General features: G+C 73.1%; 14 protein-coding genes. 6 read left to right on the top strand and 8 right to left on the bottom strand.

The window, feature by feature from the left end; all coding sequences use genetic code 11:
• Positions 1-45 precede the first annotated feature (45 nt).
• Together KHP12_RS34185 and KHP12_RS34180 are read right to left on the bottom strand one after the other, a co-directional pair.
• Positions 46-1488 carry a deoxyguanosinetriphosphate triphosphohydrolase gene (locus KHP12_RS34185; protein ID WP_211834024.1) on the bottom strand — a complete coding sequence of 481 codons (1443 nt, stop codon included), beginning with the start codon at positions 1486-1488 and terminating at the stop codon, positions 46-48.
• Positions 1485-2399 carry a sirohydrochlorin chelatase gene (locus KHP12_RS34180; protein WP_372455250.1) on the bottom strand — a complete coding sequence of 305 codons (915 nt, stop codon included), beginning with the start codon at positions 2397-2399 and terminating at the stop codon, positions 1485-1487. Before KHP12_RS34180 ends, KHP12_RS34185 begins: the two co-directional genes overlap by 4 nt.
• Before the next feature lie 160 nt (positions 2400-2559).
• On the opposite strand from KHP12_RS34180, the gene KHP12_RS34175 reads away from it, so the two are divergent.
• Positions 2560-4845: a molybdopterin oxidoreductase family protein gene (locus tag KHP12_RS34175; protein ID WP_211834023.1), complete on the top strand. Its 2286-nt coding sequence runs from the start codon at positions 2560-2562 to the stop codon at positions 4843-4845.
• Between the two features lie 21 nt (positions 4846-4866).
• Here KHP12_RS34175 and KHP12_RS34170 read toward each other — a convergent pair whose 3' ends face one another.
• Positions 4867-5862, bottom strand: a complete 996-nt coding sequence (locus KHP12_RS34170; RefSeq protein WP_210609245.1) for an adenosine deaminase — start codon at positions 5860-5862, stop codon at positions 4867-4869.
• Positions 5863-5985: 123 nt separating this feature from the next.
• On the opposite strand from KHP12_RS34170, the gene KHP12_RS34165 reads away from it, so the two are divergent.
• Positions 5986-6342, top strand: coding sequence for a hypothetical protein (locus KHP12_RS34165; RefSeq protein WP_244203464.1), 357 nt, complete (start codon positions 5986-5988; stop codon positions 6340-6342).
• Between the two features lie 151 nt (positions 6343-6493).
• On the top strand, positions 6494-7228 hold the full coding sequence (locus KHP12_RS34160) for a SanA/YdcF family protein (RefSeq protein WP_211834022.1): 735 nt from the start codon (positions 6494-6496) through the stop codon (positions 7226-7228).
• Positions 7229-7539: 311 nt separating this feature from the next.
• Here the strand turns inward: KHP12_RS34160 and cutA are convergent, their stop codons facing one another.
• On the bottom strand, positions 7540-7863 hold the full coding sequence (gene cutA, locus KHP12_RS34155) for a divalent-cation tolerance protein CutA (protein ID WP_020871507.1): 324 nt from the start codon (positions 7861-7863) through the stop codon (positions 7540-7542).
• A 150-nt stretch (positions 7864-8013) separates the two neighbouring features.
• Here cutA and KHP12_RS34150 point away from each other — a divergent pair, with 150 nt between their 5' ends.
• A complete protein-coding gene (locus KHP12_RS34150) occupies positions 8014-8373 on the top strand; it encodes a cupin domain-containing protein (protein WP_037946203.1) in 360 nt (119 codons plus the stop codon).
• Positions 8374-8664: 291 nt separating this feature from the next.
• Here the strand turns inward: KHP12_RS34150 and KHP12_RS34145 are convergent, their stop codons facing one another.
• From KHP12_RS34145 to KHP12_RS34130, 4 genes are all read right to left on the bottom strand, one after another.
• Positions 8665-9417 carry a DUF2207 domain-containing protein gene (locus KHP12_RS34145; protein ID WP_210609247.1) on the bottom strand — a complete coding sequence of 251 codons (753 nt, stop codon included), beginning with the start codon at positions 9415-9417 and terminating at the stop codon, positions 8665-8667.
• Between the two features lie 129 nt (positions 9418-9546).
• A complete protein-coding gene (locus KHP12_RS34140) occupies positions 9547-12225 on the bottom strand; it encodes a fibronectin type III domain-containing protein (protein ID WP_211834021.1) in 2679 nt (892 codons plus the stop codon).
• 175 nt (positions 12226-12400) lie between these two features.
• The gene (locus KHP12_RS34135; protein WP_211834020.1) at positions 12401-13072 is read right to left on the bottom strand and encodes a maltokinase N-terminal cap-like domain-containing protein; all 672 of its coding nucleotides are present in this window, start codon (positions 13070-13072) and stop codon (positions 12401-12403) included.
• A 131-nt stretch (positions 13073-13203) separates the two neighbouring features.
• Positions 13204-13878, bottom strand: coding sequence for a hypothetical protein (locus KHP12_RS34130; protein WP_211834019.1), 675 nt, complete (start codon positions 13876-13878; stop codon positions 13204-13206).
• A gap of 173 nt (positions 13879-14051) precedes the next feature.
• Between KHP12_RS34130 and KHP12_RS34125 the strand changes: the two genes are divergently transcribed.
• Positions 14052-14729: a response regulator transcription factor gene (locus KHP12_RS34125; protein ID WP_020871501.1), complete on the top strand. Its 678-nt coding sequence runs from the start codon at positions 14052-14054 to the stop codon at positions 14727-14729.
• 5 nt (positions 14730-14734) lie between these two features.
• Complete coding sequence (locus KHP12_RS34120; protein ID WP_244203363.1) at positions 14735-16165, top strand: sensor histidine kinase; 1431 nt, start codon at positions 14735-14737, stop codon at positions 16163-16165.
• The last annotated feature ends 101 nt before the right edge of the window (positions 16166-16266 follow it).

Raw genomic sequence — 16266 nt, 5'->3', positions numbered from 1 at the left:
CGGCCCCGGATTCCGGCTTCGGATTCCGGCTTCCGACTTCCGGCTTCAACCGGTGAGCCGGGCGTGCAGGCCCCGGGCCGAGGTGTCGGTCAGGGAGGCGATCTGGTCGACGATCGCCCGCAGCCGGCCCCGGTCGTCCCCGGCCGCGTCGAAGAGCGCGCGGAACTGGGGGTCCAGGCCGTCGGGGGCGCGGGCGATCAGGGCCTCGCCCAGCTCGCCGATGACCACCCGCTGATCGGCCCGGACCAGCTCCTGGTCGGCGCGCTGGATCACATACCGGTCGGCGACCGCCTTGAGGACCGCGCACTCCAGGCGGGTGGCGCGGGGCACGACCAGCTCGGCGTGGTAGCGGGTGAAGCGGCCCGTGCCGTACGCCGCGCGGGTGGCACCCTCGGCGGCCAGGCAGAAGCGGCCGATGAGCTGGCTGGTGGCGTCCTTGAGGCGGGCCTGGGCGACGGACGAGCCGTCGTAGCCGTGCGGCCACCACTCCTGGCCCAGCAGCCGGTCCAGCGCCTCGGCCAGCTCATCGGGCTCGGCTCCCAGAGCGTAGCGGTCGGCGGCGACGGCGAAGACCTCGCGGCGCTCGGGCTCGGCGAGCAGGCTCGCGGGGTTCAGATGGCCCGCGTGCAGCCCGTCCTCGACGTCGTGGACGGAGTAGGCGACATCGTCGGACCAGTCCATGACCTGGGCCTCGAAGGTCGTACGGCCCTCGGGGGCGCCCTGCCGGTACCACTCGAAGATCGGGACGTCGTCCTCGTAGACCCCGAACTTCGGGGAGCGGGGGCCGTGCGGATGGCCGCCGCGCGGCCAGGGGTACTTGGTGGCGGCGTCCAGCGCGGCGCGGGTGAGGTTGAGCCCGACGCTCACCAGCTCGCCGGTGACCCGGTCGGGCACGAACCGCTTCGGCTCCAGCCGGGCCAGCAGCCGCAGGGACTGCGCGTTTCCCTCGAAGCCGCCGCAGGGCTCGGCGATCTCGTTGAGCACCCGCTCGCCGTTGTGCCCGAACGGCGGATGGCCGATGTCATGGGCGAGACAGGCCATCTCCACCAGATCCGGGTCGCAGCCGAGGGCGGCCCCCAGCTCACGGCCCACCTGGGCGCACTCCAGGGAGTGGGTCAGCCGGGTGCGGGGCGTGGCGTCGAAGGCCGGGGCGCGCCCGGCGGGGCCGGGGTCGGCGGCCGGTGCGGCGGGCACCACCTGGGTCTTCCCGGCCAGTCTGCGCAGCGCGGCGGAGTGCAGCACCCGCGCCCGGTCCCGCTGGAAGGCGGTCCGGCCCGGCCGCTTGTCGGGCTCGGGCGCCCAGCGCTCGAGGTCCGCCGCGGCATAGCCGGGGACGCGGCGGGGGTCGGCCTCGGGGGCACCGACGGAGGCGGCGCCGATGGAGGCGGCACCGGTCGAGGCGGCGCCCGTCGAGGCGGCGCTGGTCGAAGGGACACCGGCCGGGTCGGCCGGATCCGGTTCGGGTTCAGGTGGTGCGCTGGGGCTCATACACCGACGGTAGCCGCCGGGTGTGACAAGGGCGCAGAGGCCAGCGCCTGTTCGTAACGGCGCAGTACGAGACGCGCCACCGCCGGATGGGCGCCGAGCGGGGCGGCCGCGAGGCCGGGGGCGGCGCTCGCGCACTGGGTCGCGAAGCGGCCGGGCGCGGTGAAGTAGGAGGCGACCGCGATCCGGTCGTGGCCGAGCGCGGCCAGGGCGCGTACGGCCTCGGGCACGGTGGGGCCGGAGCCGGAGGCGTGGCCGGGCAGCACGGGCACCCCGCCGAGCCGGGCGCTGAGCAGGGCGGCGGTACGGGCCGTGTCGACGGCCGCGTCCGGGTCGCGGGAGCCCGCGGCGGCGAGGACGACGCCGCCCGTCCGGTGCGGAGCCGCGGCGCGGCGGCCCGCCTCCGCCAGCCGGGCGTGCAGTGCCTCGGCGAGCAGCGGGTCCGGGCCGAGCGGGGCGGCGATCCGGGCGGTGAGGTGGGGCGCGGCGGCGACGGCCGCCGGGATGTCCTGTTTGATGTGGTGGCCGCGGCTCAGCAGCAGCGGGACGAGCACGGCCTCGCCGCGCAGCGCGGCCAGTGTGTCGGTCAGCAGCGGCCGGTTGAGCTCGATATGGCCGAGGCGTACGGGCAGTCCGGGGCGGAGCGCGCGGACGCGGTCCAGGAGGGCGTGCACAGTGCGCAGCGCCTCGGGGTCCCGGCTGCCGTGGGCGACGGCGACGAGCGTCGGCGGGCGCTCGCGGCCACCCCGGCGGACGCCGTGGTGGCCGAGCCGGTTGAGCTGGGTGGTGAGCTGGGCGGTGAACTGGGCCATGATCCGCTGGGCACTGTCGAAGTCCGCCGTGCCGTCGGGGCCATGAGGGCCGGGCGGACCGGGTGGGCCGGGTGGGCCGGGAGGAGCGGGGTGCGGCGTCATGGCGCGAGCCTGGCAGCGGCAGATTGCACCGCCATTGCGTGGCCGTCACAGGTGATTGCGTCGACTTCACCGGCCGCCCGGGGCCGTGCTGAGGTCCGCTTCCCGCAGGCGTAATGCGAGGTGACGCGGGCTGTAACACGGCCGTAGCACGCTCCTTCCCATGGCGCACGTTCCGGTTACCGGGGACCGCTCCCCCGCCTCCTCCGACCCCGTCGATACGCACTGCCCTTACTGTTCGTTGCAGTGCGGGATGGCGCTGCGCCCGGTGCCGCCGGACGGCGGACCCGGTGACGGGCCGGAGGGCCGTCCGGAGGGCCGTCCGGGCGGTGTCGAGGTGGTCGAGCGCACCGCGTTCCCCGTCAACCGTGGCGCGCTGTGCGGCAAGGGCCGCACCGCGCCCGCCGTGCTCTCCTCCCGGGTGCGTCTGACCGAGCCGCTGGTCCGCCGCCCTGACACCGGCCGGCTCGAACCGGCCACCTGGGAGGAGGCCCTCGACCGGATCGCCGAGGGCCTGGAGTCCACCGGCCGGGCGTACGGCCGCGACGCGGTGGGGGTCTTCGGCGGCGGCGGGCTGACGAACGAGAAGGCGTACGCGCTGGGGAAGTTCGCCCGGGTGGTGCTCGGCACCTCGCAGATCGACTACAACGGCCGGTTCTGCATGTCCTCGGCCGCCGCCGCCCATCAGCGTGCCTTCGGTCTTGACCGAGGGCTGCCGTTCCCGCTGGCGGACGTGGCCCGCACCGGATGCGTCGTGCTCGTCGGCTCGAACCTGGCCGAGACCATGCCGCCCGCGCTGCGCTATCTGACCGAGCTGAAGGAGGCGGGTGGCCGGCTGATCGTGGTCGATCCCCGGCGGACCCGCACGGCCGAGCAGGCGGATCTGCATCTGGCGCCGCGCCCCGGCACCGATCTCGCGCTCGCGCTGGGGCTGCTGCACCTGGTGGTCGCGGAGGGCCGGGTGGACGAGGACTTCGTCGAACGGCGCACCAGCGGCTGGCCCGAGGCACGGGCCGCCGCGATGGCCCACTGGCCGGAGCTGGTGGAGCGGATCACCGGCGTCCCGGTTCCTGAGCTCCGTAAGGCCGTCACGATGTTCTGCGACGCGGAGAGCTCCATGGTGCTGACGGCCCGGGGGCCCGAGCAGCAGTCCAAGGGCACCGACACCGTCGGGGCGTGGATCAACCTGTGCCTGGCCACCGGCCGCGCGGGCCGTCCGCTGTCCGGCTACGGCTGTCTGACCGGCCAGGGCAACGGCCAGGGCGGCCGCGAGCACGGCCAGAAGGCCGATCAGCTGCCCGGCTACCGCAAGCTCGACGACCCGGCCGCGCGCGCCCATGTGGCGGCCGTCTGGGGCGTCGAACCCGACGACCTGCCGGGGCCGGGGCGCAGCGCGTACGAACTCCTGGACGCGCTCGGGCAGGACATCCGGGCGCTGCTGCTGATGGGCTCCAACCCGCTGGTCTCCGCCCCGCGCGCGGCTCATGTGGAGTCCCGGCTGCGGTCGCTGGACTTCCTGGCGGTCGCGGACGTCGTGCTCTCGGAGACCGCCGCGCTCGCCGATGTGGTGCTGCCGGTGGCCCAGTGGGCCGAGGAGACCGGGACCATGACCAACCTGGAGGGCAGGGTCCTCCTCCGCCGGGCGGCCCTCACCCCGCCGCCGGGCGTCCGGACCGACCTGTGGGTGCTGAGCGGGCTCGCGGCCCGGCTGGGCTGGGAGAAGGGGTTCCCGGCGGACGCGGAGGAGGTCTTCGAGGAGCTGCGGCGGGCCTCGGCCGGGGGCCCGGCGGACTACTCGGGCATCACGTACCGGAGGATCGCGGAGGAGGACGGGGTGTTCTGGCCGTGCCCGGAGCGCGTGGAACGGGACGACGCAGAGGGGGCCGCATCCGCGAACCCGGCCGACTCCGTGAGCCCGGCCGACTCCGCGAGCCCGGCGGACTCCGTCAGCCCGGGAAACTCCATGACCGCGGGAGCCCACCCGCACCCCGGCACCCCCCGCCTCTTCCTCGACCGCTTCGCCACGGACGACGGCCGGGCCCGCTTCGCCCCGGTCAGCCATCGCCCCGCGGCCGAGGAGCCGGACGCGGAGTATCCGGTGCTGCTGACGACGGGGCGGGTGCTGGCCCAGTACCAGTCCGGCGCCCAGACCCGCCGCGTCGGCGAGCTCAACGAGGCCGCGCCCGGCCCCTACGTCCAGCTCCACCCGCTGCTCGCCGAGCGGCTGGGGGTGGACGAGGGCGCGCCGATCGCGGTGGTCTCCCGGCGCGGCCGCGCCCTGGCCCCGGCCCGGATCAGCCGGGACATCCGGCCGGACACGGTGTTCATGCCGTTCCACTGGGCGGGGCCGGGGCGGGCCAACACGGTGACGAACCCGGCGCTGGATCCGGTGTCGCGGATGCCGGAGTTCAAGGTGTGCGCGGTGCGGCTGGAACCGGCCGCGGACTGACCGCCTCCGATCAGCCTCCGGTCAGCCTCGGCCTCGGCTCCAGTTCTCGACCTGCTTCAGATACGCCGCCCGCGTCTCCTCGTCGAGGAAGGCGGCCTGGAAGGAGTTGCGGGCCAGGGTGCGCAGGGTGGCCTCGTCGAGGCCGAGCGCGTCCCGTACGGCGGTGTAGTTGTCGCCCACGTAGCCGCCGAAGTAGGCGGGGTCGTCGGAATTGACCGTCACCAGCAGACCGGCGTCCAGCATCGCGGGCAGCGGATGGTCCTCGAGGCGGTCCACGACGCGCAGCCGGACGTTCGACAGGGGGCAGACGGTCAGCGGGGTGCGGTCCGCGACCAGCCGGGCCACCAGCGCCTCGTCCTCCAGGCTCCGCACCCCGTGGTCGACACGGTCCACGCCGAGGACGTCCAGCGCCTCCCACACATACGCGGGCGGCCCCTCCTCCCCCGCGTGCGCGACGCACTTCAGCCCGGCCTGCCGCGCCAGCGCGTACACCTCGCGGAACTTCGACGGCGGGTTCCCGACCTCCGCCGAGTCCAGTCCGACGGCGGCGATCCGGTCCAGATGGGGCCGGGCCGCCTCGAAGGTGGCCAGGGCCGACTCGGCGCTCTCGTCGCGCAGGAAGCACATGATCAGGCGCGTGGTGATGCCGTACGCGCGCGGCGCGGCGTCCAGCGCGCGGCCGATGCCACGGATGACCGTGTCGATCTCCACACCGCGCACGGTGTGCGCCTGCGGGTCGAAGAAGATCTCCGCATGCCGCACGCCCTGCGCACGGGCGCGGGCCAGGTACGCGTTGGTGAGGTCGGCGAAGTCGTCCTCGGTGCGCAACACGGTCATCAGCGCGTAGTAGAGGTCCAGGAAGTCCTGGAGGTCACCGAAGGAGTAGGCGGCCCGCAGCTCCTCCTCGGTGGCGAACGGCAGCTCGACCCCATTGCGCCCGGCGAGCGCGAAGGCCAGATCGGGCTCCAGGGTGCCCTCGATATGGAGATGGAGCTCTGCGGTGGGGATCGGGGGCATGACGGGGATCACCTGCTGGTTTTCGCTGACGGGGAGGTCACTCACCCTATCCGGGCGGCAGCCCCGCACCGAGCGATAGGCTCGGCGTCGCCAGCAGTGCACTCAGGGGCACAGGAGGCCACCGTGAGCAGTCAGCCGACCGAGGCGAGCGCTCCGCTGATCCCCATGCCGTCGCTGACCCCGGACGCGCTTCGGGCGGCAGTCGCCCAGATCGTTCCGAGTCGCCTCCCAGAGCTGAACGAACATCTGGCGAGTGCGGCAACCAGCGCGCAGCGCACCAGCAGCGTGGGACCGCTGAGAGCCTTCACCGCACATTGGGGAACCGTCGTCAACATCGAACGCTGGCCACAACGCGCCGCTCGCTTCCACGCCTGTGAGCAACTGGCTGCGGATCCGCTGGCCGACCCGGAAGAGGCTCGCGCGGCGGCGAGCGAGATCGGCCGCATCCTGCGGACTGCGGGCGAGGAGATCGGTCCGTGAGTGATGCGTGGAGGCTGCTGTACTTCCTGCCGGTGCCCAGCCAGCAGCTGATCGCCGTGGTACGCGTCACCTGGGCCGGGTGAGGCAACCGCCGCTCCCCTCCTCGACGTCCCACAGCGCGAGCTGATAGGTGAGGCGGGAGGGGGAGCGGATGCTGAGGTGGGTTCGGGGGCGGTTGCGGTTGCCGCGGACGCGGCGGGGGTGGCGGCGGCTGGTGCAGGGGGGTGTCCTCGTCTGCGTACTGGCCCTGCTCCCCGCGACCTGGCTGCGGCTGAGCACGGACGACCGGATCCATACGGTCGCCGATGTGCCCTCGGCCCCGGTCGGGGTGGTCTTCGGGGCGGGGCTGTGGAACGGGGAGCCGTCGCCGTATCTGGCGCACCGGCTGGACGCCGCCGTACGGCTCTACGAGGCCGGCAGGGTCCATGCGCTGCTGGTCACGGGGGACAACAGCCGCCATGACTACGACGAGCCGGACGCGATGCGCGCGTATCTCGTCAAGCGCGGGGTCCCGGACCGGCGGATCGTGAGCGACTTCGCGGGGTTCGACACCTGGGACTCCTGCGCCCGGGCCCGGCGGGTCTTCGGGGTGCACAAGGCGGTGCTGGTGAGCCAGGGGTTCCATGTCCGCCGGGCGCTGGCGCTGTGCGGGGCGGCGGGGATCGACGCGTACGGGGTCGCGGTCGACGAGCCGCACGATGTGACCTGGTACTTCGGTGGCACGCGGGAGGTCGTGGCGGCGGGCAAGGCGGCGCTGGACGCGGCGTTCGAGCCGGATCCGCGTTTTCTGGGGCCGCGGGAGCGGGGGATCGAGGAGGCGCTGGCGGAGCGGGGCGCGGGCTCGGGTGCGGGTGCGGGTGCGGGCTCGGGCGCGGGCGCGCGTTGAGCGGGTGCCCCGGCTCTCGCCCAGGGGTGTCGGGCGGATCGTGCCGCCTGCGGCGGGCTTTCCCCTACCCGCCCCTTCCCTCAACTGGGGCTCCGCCCCAGACCCCGCTCCTCAAGCGCCGGAGGGGCTGGAAGGCGAGGCTCCACCCCAAGACCCCGCTCCTCACACTCCCCCAGCTACCGCTGGGAGGTGCCCCCTGGAGAGGCTGGAAGGCGGGAGTCCAGGGGCGGAGCCCCTGCCACGCGGCGGAGCCGCATATCGGTGCTGCGGGAAGGGGCGGGGCGGGGCGGGGAAAGATCGCCGTCAGCCGGTCAGCCGATGGTCGTCTCCGACACCACCCACGCCAGGTAGTCCTCGCTGCCGTTCACGATGGGCGTCGCGATGACCTCGGGGGTCTCGTAGTCGTGCGCCTCGCGGATATGCGCCTCCAGCTCGTCGTAGCGCGCGGCGGTGGTCTTGAACAGCACCTGCCACTCGGCCGCCGTCTCGACCTCCCCCTCCCACCGGTACACGGATGTCACGGGCTGGCTGATCTGCGCACAGGCCGCCAGCCGGGCCTCGATCGCCCCACGGGCCAGCGCCTCGGCCTTCTCGGGGGTGTCGGTGGTGGTCAGTACGGTCAGGTAGTCGGCCACTGCTGCGGTACCTCTCTCCACGGGGTGGTTGCGCGGGGCGGTTGCACGGCGCGGTTGCGCGGGGCGGCTGTGAACTGGCGCCCACCACGCTAGCCGGTGAGGATTGAGGGAACCCGCCGACGATCAGACCGGACCGATCGAGGGGCACTCATGGATGACCTCACCACGCTCGCGCGCCACCATCTGGACCAGGCCAAGGCCGATCCGCACGGGCGCAGCGCACATCTGTTCCTGCATGACGGCCCGCTGCGGCAGAGCGTGATCGCCATGGTCTCCGGCTGTGAGCTCGACGAGCACAACGCTCCCCCGGCGGCCAGTCTCCAGGTGCTGCACGGGCATGTACGGCTGACCGGCGGCGGTGACCGGCTGGATCTCATCGCGGGCCAGGTGCAGGAGTTGCCGCACGAACGGCACGGGTTGCGGGCGCTGGAGGACTCGGTGGTGCTGCTGACGGCCGTGACCGCGACGCATGGCTGTCCCACGCCCTACGAGAACGCGGCCACCGCCTGACGACGAGCCCAGCCGCCCCTGCGGACGGCTGGGGGCGATCTTTCGCCTCCCCGTCCCTTCCCGCAGCATCGCTATGCGGCTCCGCCGGCTGGCCTGGGCTCCGCCCCTGGACCCCGGGGCCGACGAGTCGACCGTCGTCGCGATCAGCTCACCGGCCCGGGCTCTCACCGCGCCGCCTGCGGCCCGGGCGGGGGTTGGGGCGGAGCCCCACCACGCGGCGGAGCCGCATATCGATGCTGGGGGAGGGGCGGGGAACAGCTCGCCGCAGGCGTCACTTCCGGCGGACAGCCCCTAGTCGCTGCCGCCGCCACCGCCTCCGCCGCCACCGCAGGAGTGGTGGCCGCCGCCATAGTCGCCGGCGTGGCTCCCGCCGTAGTCGCCGCCATGGGCCCCCTGGTCGCCGCCATGGCTTCCGCCACGGTCGTCGCCCCACCCGTGCGCGGTGTAGAAGGACTCCTGGTCCACGTACTCGGGGTCGTAGGCGATGAGGAGGTCCCGGTCCCAGTAGGCCGGGTCGCCGGTCGGGATGGGTATCGCGTCGCTGACGGCCCTGCGTCGGGCCGGTTCCGGGACGACGACGGGGCCGTAGAAGACGTACGAGGGCAGCGCCCCCTCCCGGACCGCCGCTTCCACGCGGCGCCTGCCCATGCGAGTGGGGCGGCCCCGGAGACGGGTGAGCAGGCGCTCGTCGGTGAGCCGGCGCCGGATCTCCGCCAGCTCAGGTCCGTCGAGCAGCGCGGGGACCACACGGTCCACCGGCTTCGAGCGCGGGCACAGCGCGATGAGCGCGCGCTCGACCGGGTGCTCGGCCCCCGGACGCTCGGCCCCCGGGTGCCCGGCACCGGGACGTTCGGCCCCCGAGTACTCGGCCCCCGGGCGCTCGGCCCCCGGATGCCCGGCCCCCTCCCCCACCGTGGCGCGGATCCGGGAGCGCCGGAGGGTGATCGCATCCCGCTCCTGGAGCGCTATCAGGAGGGTCTGGATCACCCACGGCCGCCCGCCCACCAGATAGGCGATGTCATAGAGGTCCAGGCGTCTGCTCATGGCACACATCGGAATGCCCCCGTCCATCCGTTTCCATCCGAACTGCTCACCTACCGTCAGTTTTGTCTTTTCGAACGGTGATGAACCCCGATGAGTGCTGTTTCAGAGCAGGATTTGAGCTTTCGCCCCTTAACCATTCGCAGTCGTGACGGACACATTCACCGACGGGCCGGTGCCCGTGGCGGTCAGGGCCGCGATCGAGAAGGTGTACGCGGTGGCCGGGCGCAGGTTGCCGATCACCCGCAGCATCCCCTTGGCCCTGGGCTGGGAGGCCAGGACGTCGCGGCCGGTCACAGTGGTCACGCGGCCGTCCGAGCCGGTGATCCGGTAGCCGATGACCGGGGTGTCCCCCGTGGCCTTGGGCGGCGTCCAGGACACCGTCGCGGCCGTGGCATCGGCGTTGGCCTTGACCCCGGTGGGGGCGCCGGGCAGGGCGCCGGGGCCGTCGGCGGTGGGGGTCACGGGGGCCGCGGGGAGGGACACCTCGCTCACACCGGCCTTGTTGCGGGCGGTGACGGTGACCGTGTACGGGGTCCCGTCGTCGAGCCCGCGGACGATCGCGTAGGCGGTGCGCTTGAAGTCGGCGGCCCGGATGGTGGTGGAGACGGACCGCGAACCGCCCGAAGCGGTCACCGTGTACGACGTGACGGGGTCGCCGCCCTCGACGTACGACGGGTTCCAGGTGACGTACACCGAGCCGTCCGCCGCGAAGTCGCCCACCCGGGTGGGTGCTTCGGGCACGGAGTCGGCGGCGAACGTGCGGCCGAGCAGCCCCCGGTAGCGGGGTTCGAGACCGGCTCCGGCCACGATGTCGGCCGGTGCCTCGGACGGGTCGGCCAGGATGTGGTTGCCGCTGGTCACCACGCCCTTGTCGTTCCTGTCGGGGTCGCCCTGCTCCCAGTAGTTGCCGACGATGCGGGTCGGGTCGTTGTTGCCGAGGTCGTCGCGGTAGTCGACGTGGGCGCTGAGGACGTTGGCCTGAGCGCCGTAGAGGACGTTGCCCTCGACCGTCACGTAGGTGCAGCCGTTGTCGGTGTAGACGGTCCGGCCCAGCCCCCACCCGTCGTGGATGACATTGCCGGTGATCTTCTCGCCGTTGTCGAGGGAGCTTCCGGTGAGGCCCTGGGTGTAGACGCCGGCGCCGTCGTCGAGCGCCTGCATGTAGTCGAAGATGAGGTTGTCGGCCACCCGGTTGTCGCGGGAGACATTGGCGGTGGCCGGTTTGCCGATCTTGTCGGGCCAGCCGCCCCAGCCCATCGAGATCGCCGAGTAGGCGACGTGGTCGATCTGGTTGTGGGCGATGGTGTTGTCGCGGGTGTAGCCGTTGAGGATGGCGACGCCGCCGTGGTACTCGCGGGGCAGCGCGTAGAGGTGGTTGTTCGTCACCGACACCGCGCGGGTGAGGTCGGCGTCGCTGCCCGGCTGTGGGGCGTCCACCCCGCCGATCTCCATGCCGTTGCCGGAGATGTCGGTGAAGACATTGCCGCGTACGGTCGCGTTCTTCGTCCCCGTGCCGAGTTCGAGCCCGGCGGCGCCGAGGTGGGTGAAGGAGTCGTCGGAGAACTCGATGTCACGGCCGTGGCTGATGGCCACGTTGCCGGGCATCTTGGTCCAGGAGGCGTACGGGCAGGTACCGCCCGGGGTGTACTCGCACAGCCCCTGGGTCTTCCAGCCCTCCGGGCCGGTCACCGTATAGCCCGCCTGCACCTCGGAGAAGCCCTCGGGTGAGGAGGGGGTGAGCCAGGTGGCGTACGAGAACTCGATCCCGCGCAGGGCGATGTCGTGCAGCGGCGCGCGCCCGGTGCCCCGCCCGTCGACCAGCTTCTCCAGGACCGGCGCCTCCACGTCGGCGGTGCGCGGGTTCTCGCCGGAGCGCGGGCGGTAGTAGACGGTGTGGGTGTGCCGGTCGAGGTACCACTCCCCGGGCTGGTCCAGGACCTCGAAGGCGTTCTCGACATAGCCGGGCAGCGCGCCGCCGGTGAGCTTGGCGGGGCCGACCATGTTGATGCTGCGGCCGGGGATGTCGGGGAACTCCACGCGCCTGGTGGAGTTGTCCCAGCACGGCTGGGCCATGGTGACGGTGGTGCCGGTCATCGAGCCGATGGGGCAGCGCGGTTCGGTCCACGGGCCGAGTCCGTACTGCCGGATGTTCCACAGCGCCTCACCGCTGGGGTAGACGAACTCGATGTCCGACGGGTTGCGCCAGCGGGCGAGGGTGTCGGCGGACGCGGTGTAACCGGTGGCGGTGGCGGTGAGGGTGACCGGGATCGGCCCGCGCGCCCGCTGGGCGCGGACGCCGTTCACATACAGCTGCCGGGTGTTGTCCAGCCCGGCGGGCGCGGGCGCCGACCACAGCCCGGCGCCGCCCTTGACCGGCCGCCAGCCCCGGACCGCCCGCCCACCGCTGAACACGGTGCCCCTGCTGCCCTGCCAGATGACGCGGTGGCCATTGCCCCCGGAGTCACGGGAGTCGAGGACGAGCGGGCGGTCGAGGCGGTACGTGCCCGGCGCGAGGTGCACCGTAAGGTCGGCGCTTTGGTGCGGGACGCGCTTCCGTACGAGGTCCCGGGCGCGCTCGGGGGTGCGGACGGGGGCGGTGCGGGTGCCGGGCGCGCGGTCGTCGCCGTTGGGCGCGACATAGACATCGGCGGTGAGGCGGGGCCCGCGCGCGACGGCGTCGGCGGTGCCGCCGAAGGCGGCGCCGAGGGTGGCGAGAGTGGCTAAGACGGCGGCGGCGACGGCGGCTCTCGGGGCCGCCTTACGGGCCTCGCGGACGGTCCGGATGCGTGAGCGTACGTACTCCGACATGTCCCTCCCTGCGGAACCTTGCTGGAACCCTGCTGGAACTCGTGGAGTGGTGGCCCCGGGAAAGGTAGGATCTATGAGCAGAACACGTCAATACAGTGCGCACGGAATCGCCTCACTTCGCCTTCATGGCGTCAATTCATTGGACCTATCAGCCCGGTGAGGGGTGTTCGAGGTGTCAGGACGCCGTGTCGCCGTCGTACAGCACGACGTACCGGCCGCGGGCCTCGCCGCCCTCCGGCAGCCGCCAGCCCGCGCTGACATGGCCCCGGGCCCCGGTGGACTCCGTACCGGACTCCGGACGCAGCACGCGCGTCACCTGGAGGGCGGGACCCCCGTCGCCCAGCAGCAGACGGGTGCCGTCCGGGCCGTTCGCGACGGCCGGAGCCCCCGCGGCCCCGGCCGGGACGTCGAACCCGGATCCGGTCACCTCGGCGGTGACGGAGGGGTCCGGGGTGTGGGATTCGCTCTGCGCCTGCGGTTCGGCACGGCCCTGGAGGAGCGCGATCAACTGGGTCACCAGCACCGGGTCATACGGCCCGTCGTAGATCCACCGCTGCCCCAGCACCCCGTGCTCGGTCGTGCCGATGAGGGCCCGCTCGGCTCCGTCGAGCGGCGCCGCGCGGTACGTCATCGGTACGTGGTACCAGGCGGGCTGGTCACCGGCGTCGTCCCGGACCACCATGAACTCGATCCCCACCTCGCCCTCCGGGTCGTCGAGCCGGAAACCGCCGACCCTGGACAGCTCCGGCGGGCGCCGCGCGGCGGCGTACCACGGCTGCTGGGGCAGCCACGGGGTGAGGAGTTCCAACTTGGTCGGGCTCATCGTGGTCTTGTGAATGATCGACATGCCGTGTGAACGCCTTCGCTCGTCGTACGCTTCCCGGGCGCTGACACGGTCTCACAACGCGCGAAAGGGCCCGGCGCGCCGTACGCGCCGGGCCTTTTGACGGCCGCCCCCCCACGTGGCCGGCCGGTGGGTCAGGAGCGGGTCGCGCGGGTCGCCTCGACCGCCGTGGTCTTCGCGTCCGCGGACGACTTGGTGGCCCAGTGCCCGTCCTTGGCCAGGACGATCACGCAGATCTTGCCCGGCTTGCCCGGCTTACCGGGCTTGGTGGGCATCGGCTTACCGGGCTTGGCGGGCGTGGTGGGCGTGGTGTGCTTGCCCGGCTTCGCGGGGAGCGCGGGGACGGAGTCCGTCTTCCCGGAGCCGCGCTTGATCACCACGACCTTGCAGGTCTTCCCGGGATGGGTCGGGAAGGCGGGGATGGCGCAGATGTCGTCGCGCCCGTGGGAGCGGCCCTTCGACGCCGCGGGCAACTTCATGGCGGCTGTCTTGCCCGCCTCGGCCCGCTCGCCCGCGGTCGCCTTGCCCGCCTCGGTCAGCTTGATCGCCACGGACACCTTGCCCGCCTCGGACAGTTTGACCGGCTTGGCGGGCTTGGCGGGCTTGACGCCGTGGACGGTCCGGCAGCGGACCGTGTCACCGACCGCTATCTTCGTCTTCGCCTTGGCGGCGGCAGCCGACGCCGAGGAGGACGGGGACGCCGAGGCCGAGGCGGGGGCCGTGGCCCCCAGCGCCAGGGCGCCGGCCGCCACGGCGAGCACGACACCGCGCCGCTTCGCGGCCGTGGAACGGGGCAGGGTACGGGACATGGGCACAGCTCTCCTTCGCTCAGGGGGTTGCACTGGCTGCCGAAGAACCCTTGATCCGTCGGCGCACTCACCGTTGCGCACCGATGCTGAGTCCTCGCTGAAGCACCTGAGGCCCCGCTGAAACCGGTGCCGGTTTCAGCGGGGCCTCAGCTTGCCCGTGCCATCCTGACCGCGTGCGCATACTGGTGGTGGAAGATGACGCCCGGCTCCGCGAGCTGCTCACCGAGGGCCTGGAGCAGGAGGGTTTCACCATCGAGACGGCGGCGGACGGGCTGAGCGGCCTGGCGCTCGCCCGGTCCGGCGAGTACGCCGCGATCGTGCTGGATGTGATGCTCCCCGGGTGCTCCGGCTATCAGCTGTGCTCGCGGCTGCGCGAAGAGGGCGACTGGACGCCCATCCTGATGCTCACCGCCAAGGACGGCGAGTACGACGAGGCCGATGGGCTCGATGTGGGCGCGGACGACTATCTGACCAAGCCGTTCTCCTTCGTCGTCCTCATCGCCCGGGTGCGCGCCCTGGTGCGGCGCGGCGGGCTGGACCGGCCCGAGGTGCTGGAGCTGGGTGATCTGCGGCTGGAGCCCGCGGCGCTGGCCTGCGCGCGGGGGACGGACGAGGTCACGCTCACGGCCAAGGAGTTCGCGGTGCTGGAGTACCTCGCCCGGCGCGCCGGGCAGGTGGTCTCCAAGTCCGAGATCGTGCAGAGCGTGTGGGACGCCGCGTACGACGGCGGGGCCAATCTCGTCGAGGTCTACATCCGCAGTCTGCGCCGGAAGATCGATGTGCCGTACGGACGGCGGTCGATCCGCACGATACGGGGCGCGGGCTATCTGCTGGCCCGCGACGGAGGGTGAGAACGGTGGGGCACATCGCAGGCCTGCGGCGCATGGCACACGAGGACGAACCGGGGGACGCGGAGCCGCGCCGCCCGCGCCGGCTGACCTCCGGATTGAGCGTGCGCGCCAAGGCCGTGCTGGCGGCCGCCGGGACCGTGGCCTTCGCGATCGCGCTGTGCATGCTGGCCCTGGTGCTCGCCCTTCAGCACAACCTCCGCGCCAGCGCGGACGTGGACGCCGACAAGGCCGCCGCGGCGATCAAGGGCCAGTTGGGGCGGACCCGGGCCATGCCGCAGCGGGCGTTGGTCGTCGCCCCCGGCGCGGTGACGATCAAGGACGCCTCCGGCCGGACGGTCACCCCCATGACCCCGACGGACGCCGGGACGCAGAAGTCGGTCGAGGCCGTGCGGCTTCCGGCCGAGCCGGTCGAGGCCGGGCAGTCGTACAGCGTGACGGTGAGCCCCTCGACCACCTCCCTCGACAGCGCCACCGGGCTGCTGCTGCGCCAGGCCGCACCCGCGGCCGCCGGTCTGGTGCTGTTCGTGGCGGGGCTCACCTGGCTGCTGGTGGGCCGCGCGCTGCGCCCGGTCGCCGCGATGCGGCAGGAGTTCACCGAGATCACCGAGCGCGATCTGCACCGCCGGGTGCCGGTGCCCCGGGCGCGGGACGAGATCCACCGGCTGGCCCGGACCATGAACGCCACGCTGGACCGGCTGCACCGGGCCATGACCCGGCAGCGGCAGTTCGTGGCCGACGCCTCGCACGAGCTGCGCAGCCCCATCACGGCCGTACGCGCCCAGCTCGAGCTGGTCCTGGCCCGCCCGTCGCGCACCGACTGGCCCGCCGCCGTGCACAAGGCGCTGCGGGACACCGACCGGCTCCAGGCCGTCGCCTCCGATCTGCTGCTGCTCGCCCGGCTCGACGCGCAGGAGGCGCCGCCCAAAGCGGCGGTGGACCTCGGCGCGCTGGCGGCCGAGGAGGTACGGCGCCACCCGGACGCGGTGACGATGGATCAGCCCACGACGGCCGGGGGTCACCCCACAACGGCCGGGAACCACCTCACGGAGGCCGGGGACCACCTCACGAAGGCCAGGGGTCAGGAGGCCGCCGTCGTGACGGGCAGCCGGGTGCAGCTGTCCCGGCTGCTCACCAACCTCGCCGACAACGCCCGCCGCCACACCCGTACCACCGTCTCGATCACCGTGGCGGCCCGCGGCGGCATGGTCGAACTGGCCGTGGACGACGACGGCCCCGGCATCCCCGAAAGCGACCGCGAGCGCGTATTCGAACGGTTCACCCGGCTGGATGACGCCCGGGCCCGCCAGGACGGCGGCACCGGTCTCGGCCTCGCCATCGCCAATGACATCGCTCACGCCCACGGCGGCACCCTTACGGTGCTCACCAGCCCGCGGGGCGGGGCTCGCCTGCTGTTGCGCCTGCCCCGGGCGGCATAGCCGAACCCGACCCCGGTGCGGACACGGCTTCCCAGTCGTGAGAGTTTGGCAACTACCGGACCAGACTGATCAGTTGGTCAGTAGTATCTGCCCTTTCTTGG

This window comes from Streptomyces asiaticus, assembly GCF_018138715.1.
In the GTDB taxonomy this organism is placed as follows: domain Bacteria; phylum Actinomycetota; class Actinomycetes; order Streptomycetales; family Streptomycetaceae; genus Streptomyces; species Streptomyces asiaticus.
The sequence above is the reverse complement of the archived record's forward strand: the minus strand, read 5'-3'. Positions and strand labels throughout refer to the sequence as shown.

What these genes read in the sequence shown, in the direction of transcription:
- KHP12_RS34185 (WP_211834024.1), bottom strand. Translation starts at nt 1,488, where the DNA reads ATGAGCCCCAGCGCACCACCTGAACCCGAACCGGATCCGGCCGACCCG.
- KHP12_RS34180 (WP_372455250.1), bottom strand. Translation starts at nt 2,399, where the DNA reads ATGACGCCGCACCCCGCTCCTCCCGGCCCACCCGGCCCACCCGGTCCG.
- KHP12_RS34175 (WP_211834023.1), top strand. Translation starts at nt 2,560, where the DNA reads ATGGCGCACGTTCCGGTTACCGGGGACCGCTCCCCCGCCTCCTCCGAC.
- KHP12_RS34170 (WP_210609245.1), bottom strand. Translation starts at nt 5,862, where the DNA reads ATGCCCCCGATCCCCACCGCAGAGCTCCATCTCCATATCGAGGGCACC.
- KHP12_RS34160 (WP_211834022.1), top strand. Translation starts at nt 6,494, where the DNA reads ATGCTGAGGTGGGTTCGGGGGCGGTTGCGGTTGCCGCGGACGCGGCGG.
- KHP12_RS34150 (WP_037946203.1), top strand. Translation starts at nt 8,014, where the DNA reads ATGGATGACCTCACCACGCTCGCGCGCCACCATCTGGACCAGGCCAAG.
- KHP12_RS34145 (WP_210609247.1), bottom strand. Translation starts at nt 9,417, where the DNA reads ATGAGCAGACGCCTGGACCTCTATGACATCGCCTATCTGGTGGGCGGG.
- KHP12_RS34140 (WP_211834021.1), bottom strand. Translation starts at nt 12,225, where the DNA reads ATGTCGGAGTACGTACGCTCACGCATCCGGACCGTCCGCGAGGCCCGT.
- KHP12_RS34135 (WP_211834020.1), bottom strand. Translation starts at nt 13,072, where the DNA reads ATGTCGATCATTCACAAGACCACGATGAGCCCGACCAAGTTGGAACTC.
- KHP12_RS34130 (WP_211834019.1), bottom strand. Translation starts at nt 13,878, where the DNA reads ATGTCCCGTACCCTGCCCCGTTCCACGGCCGCGAAGCGGCGCGGTGTC.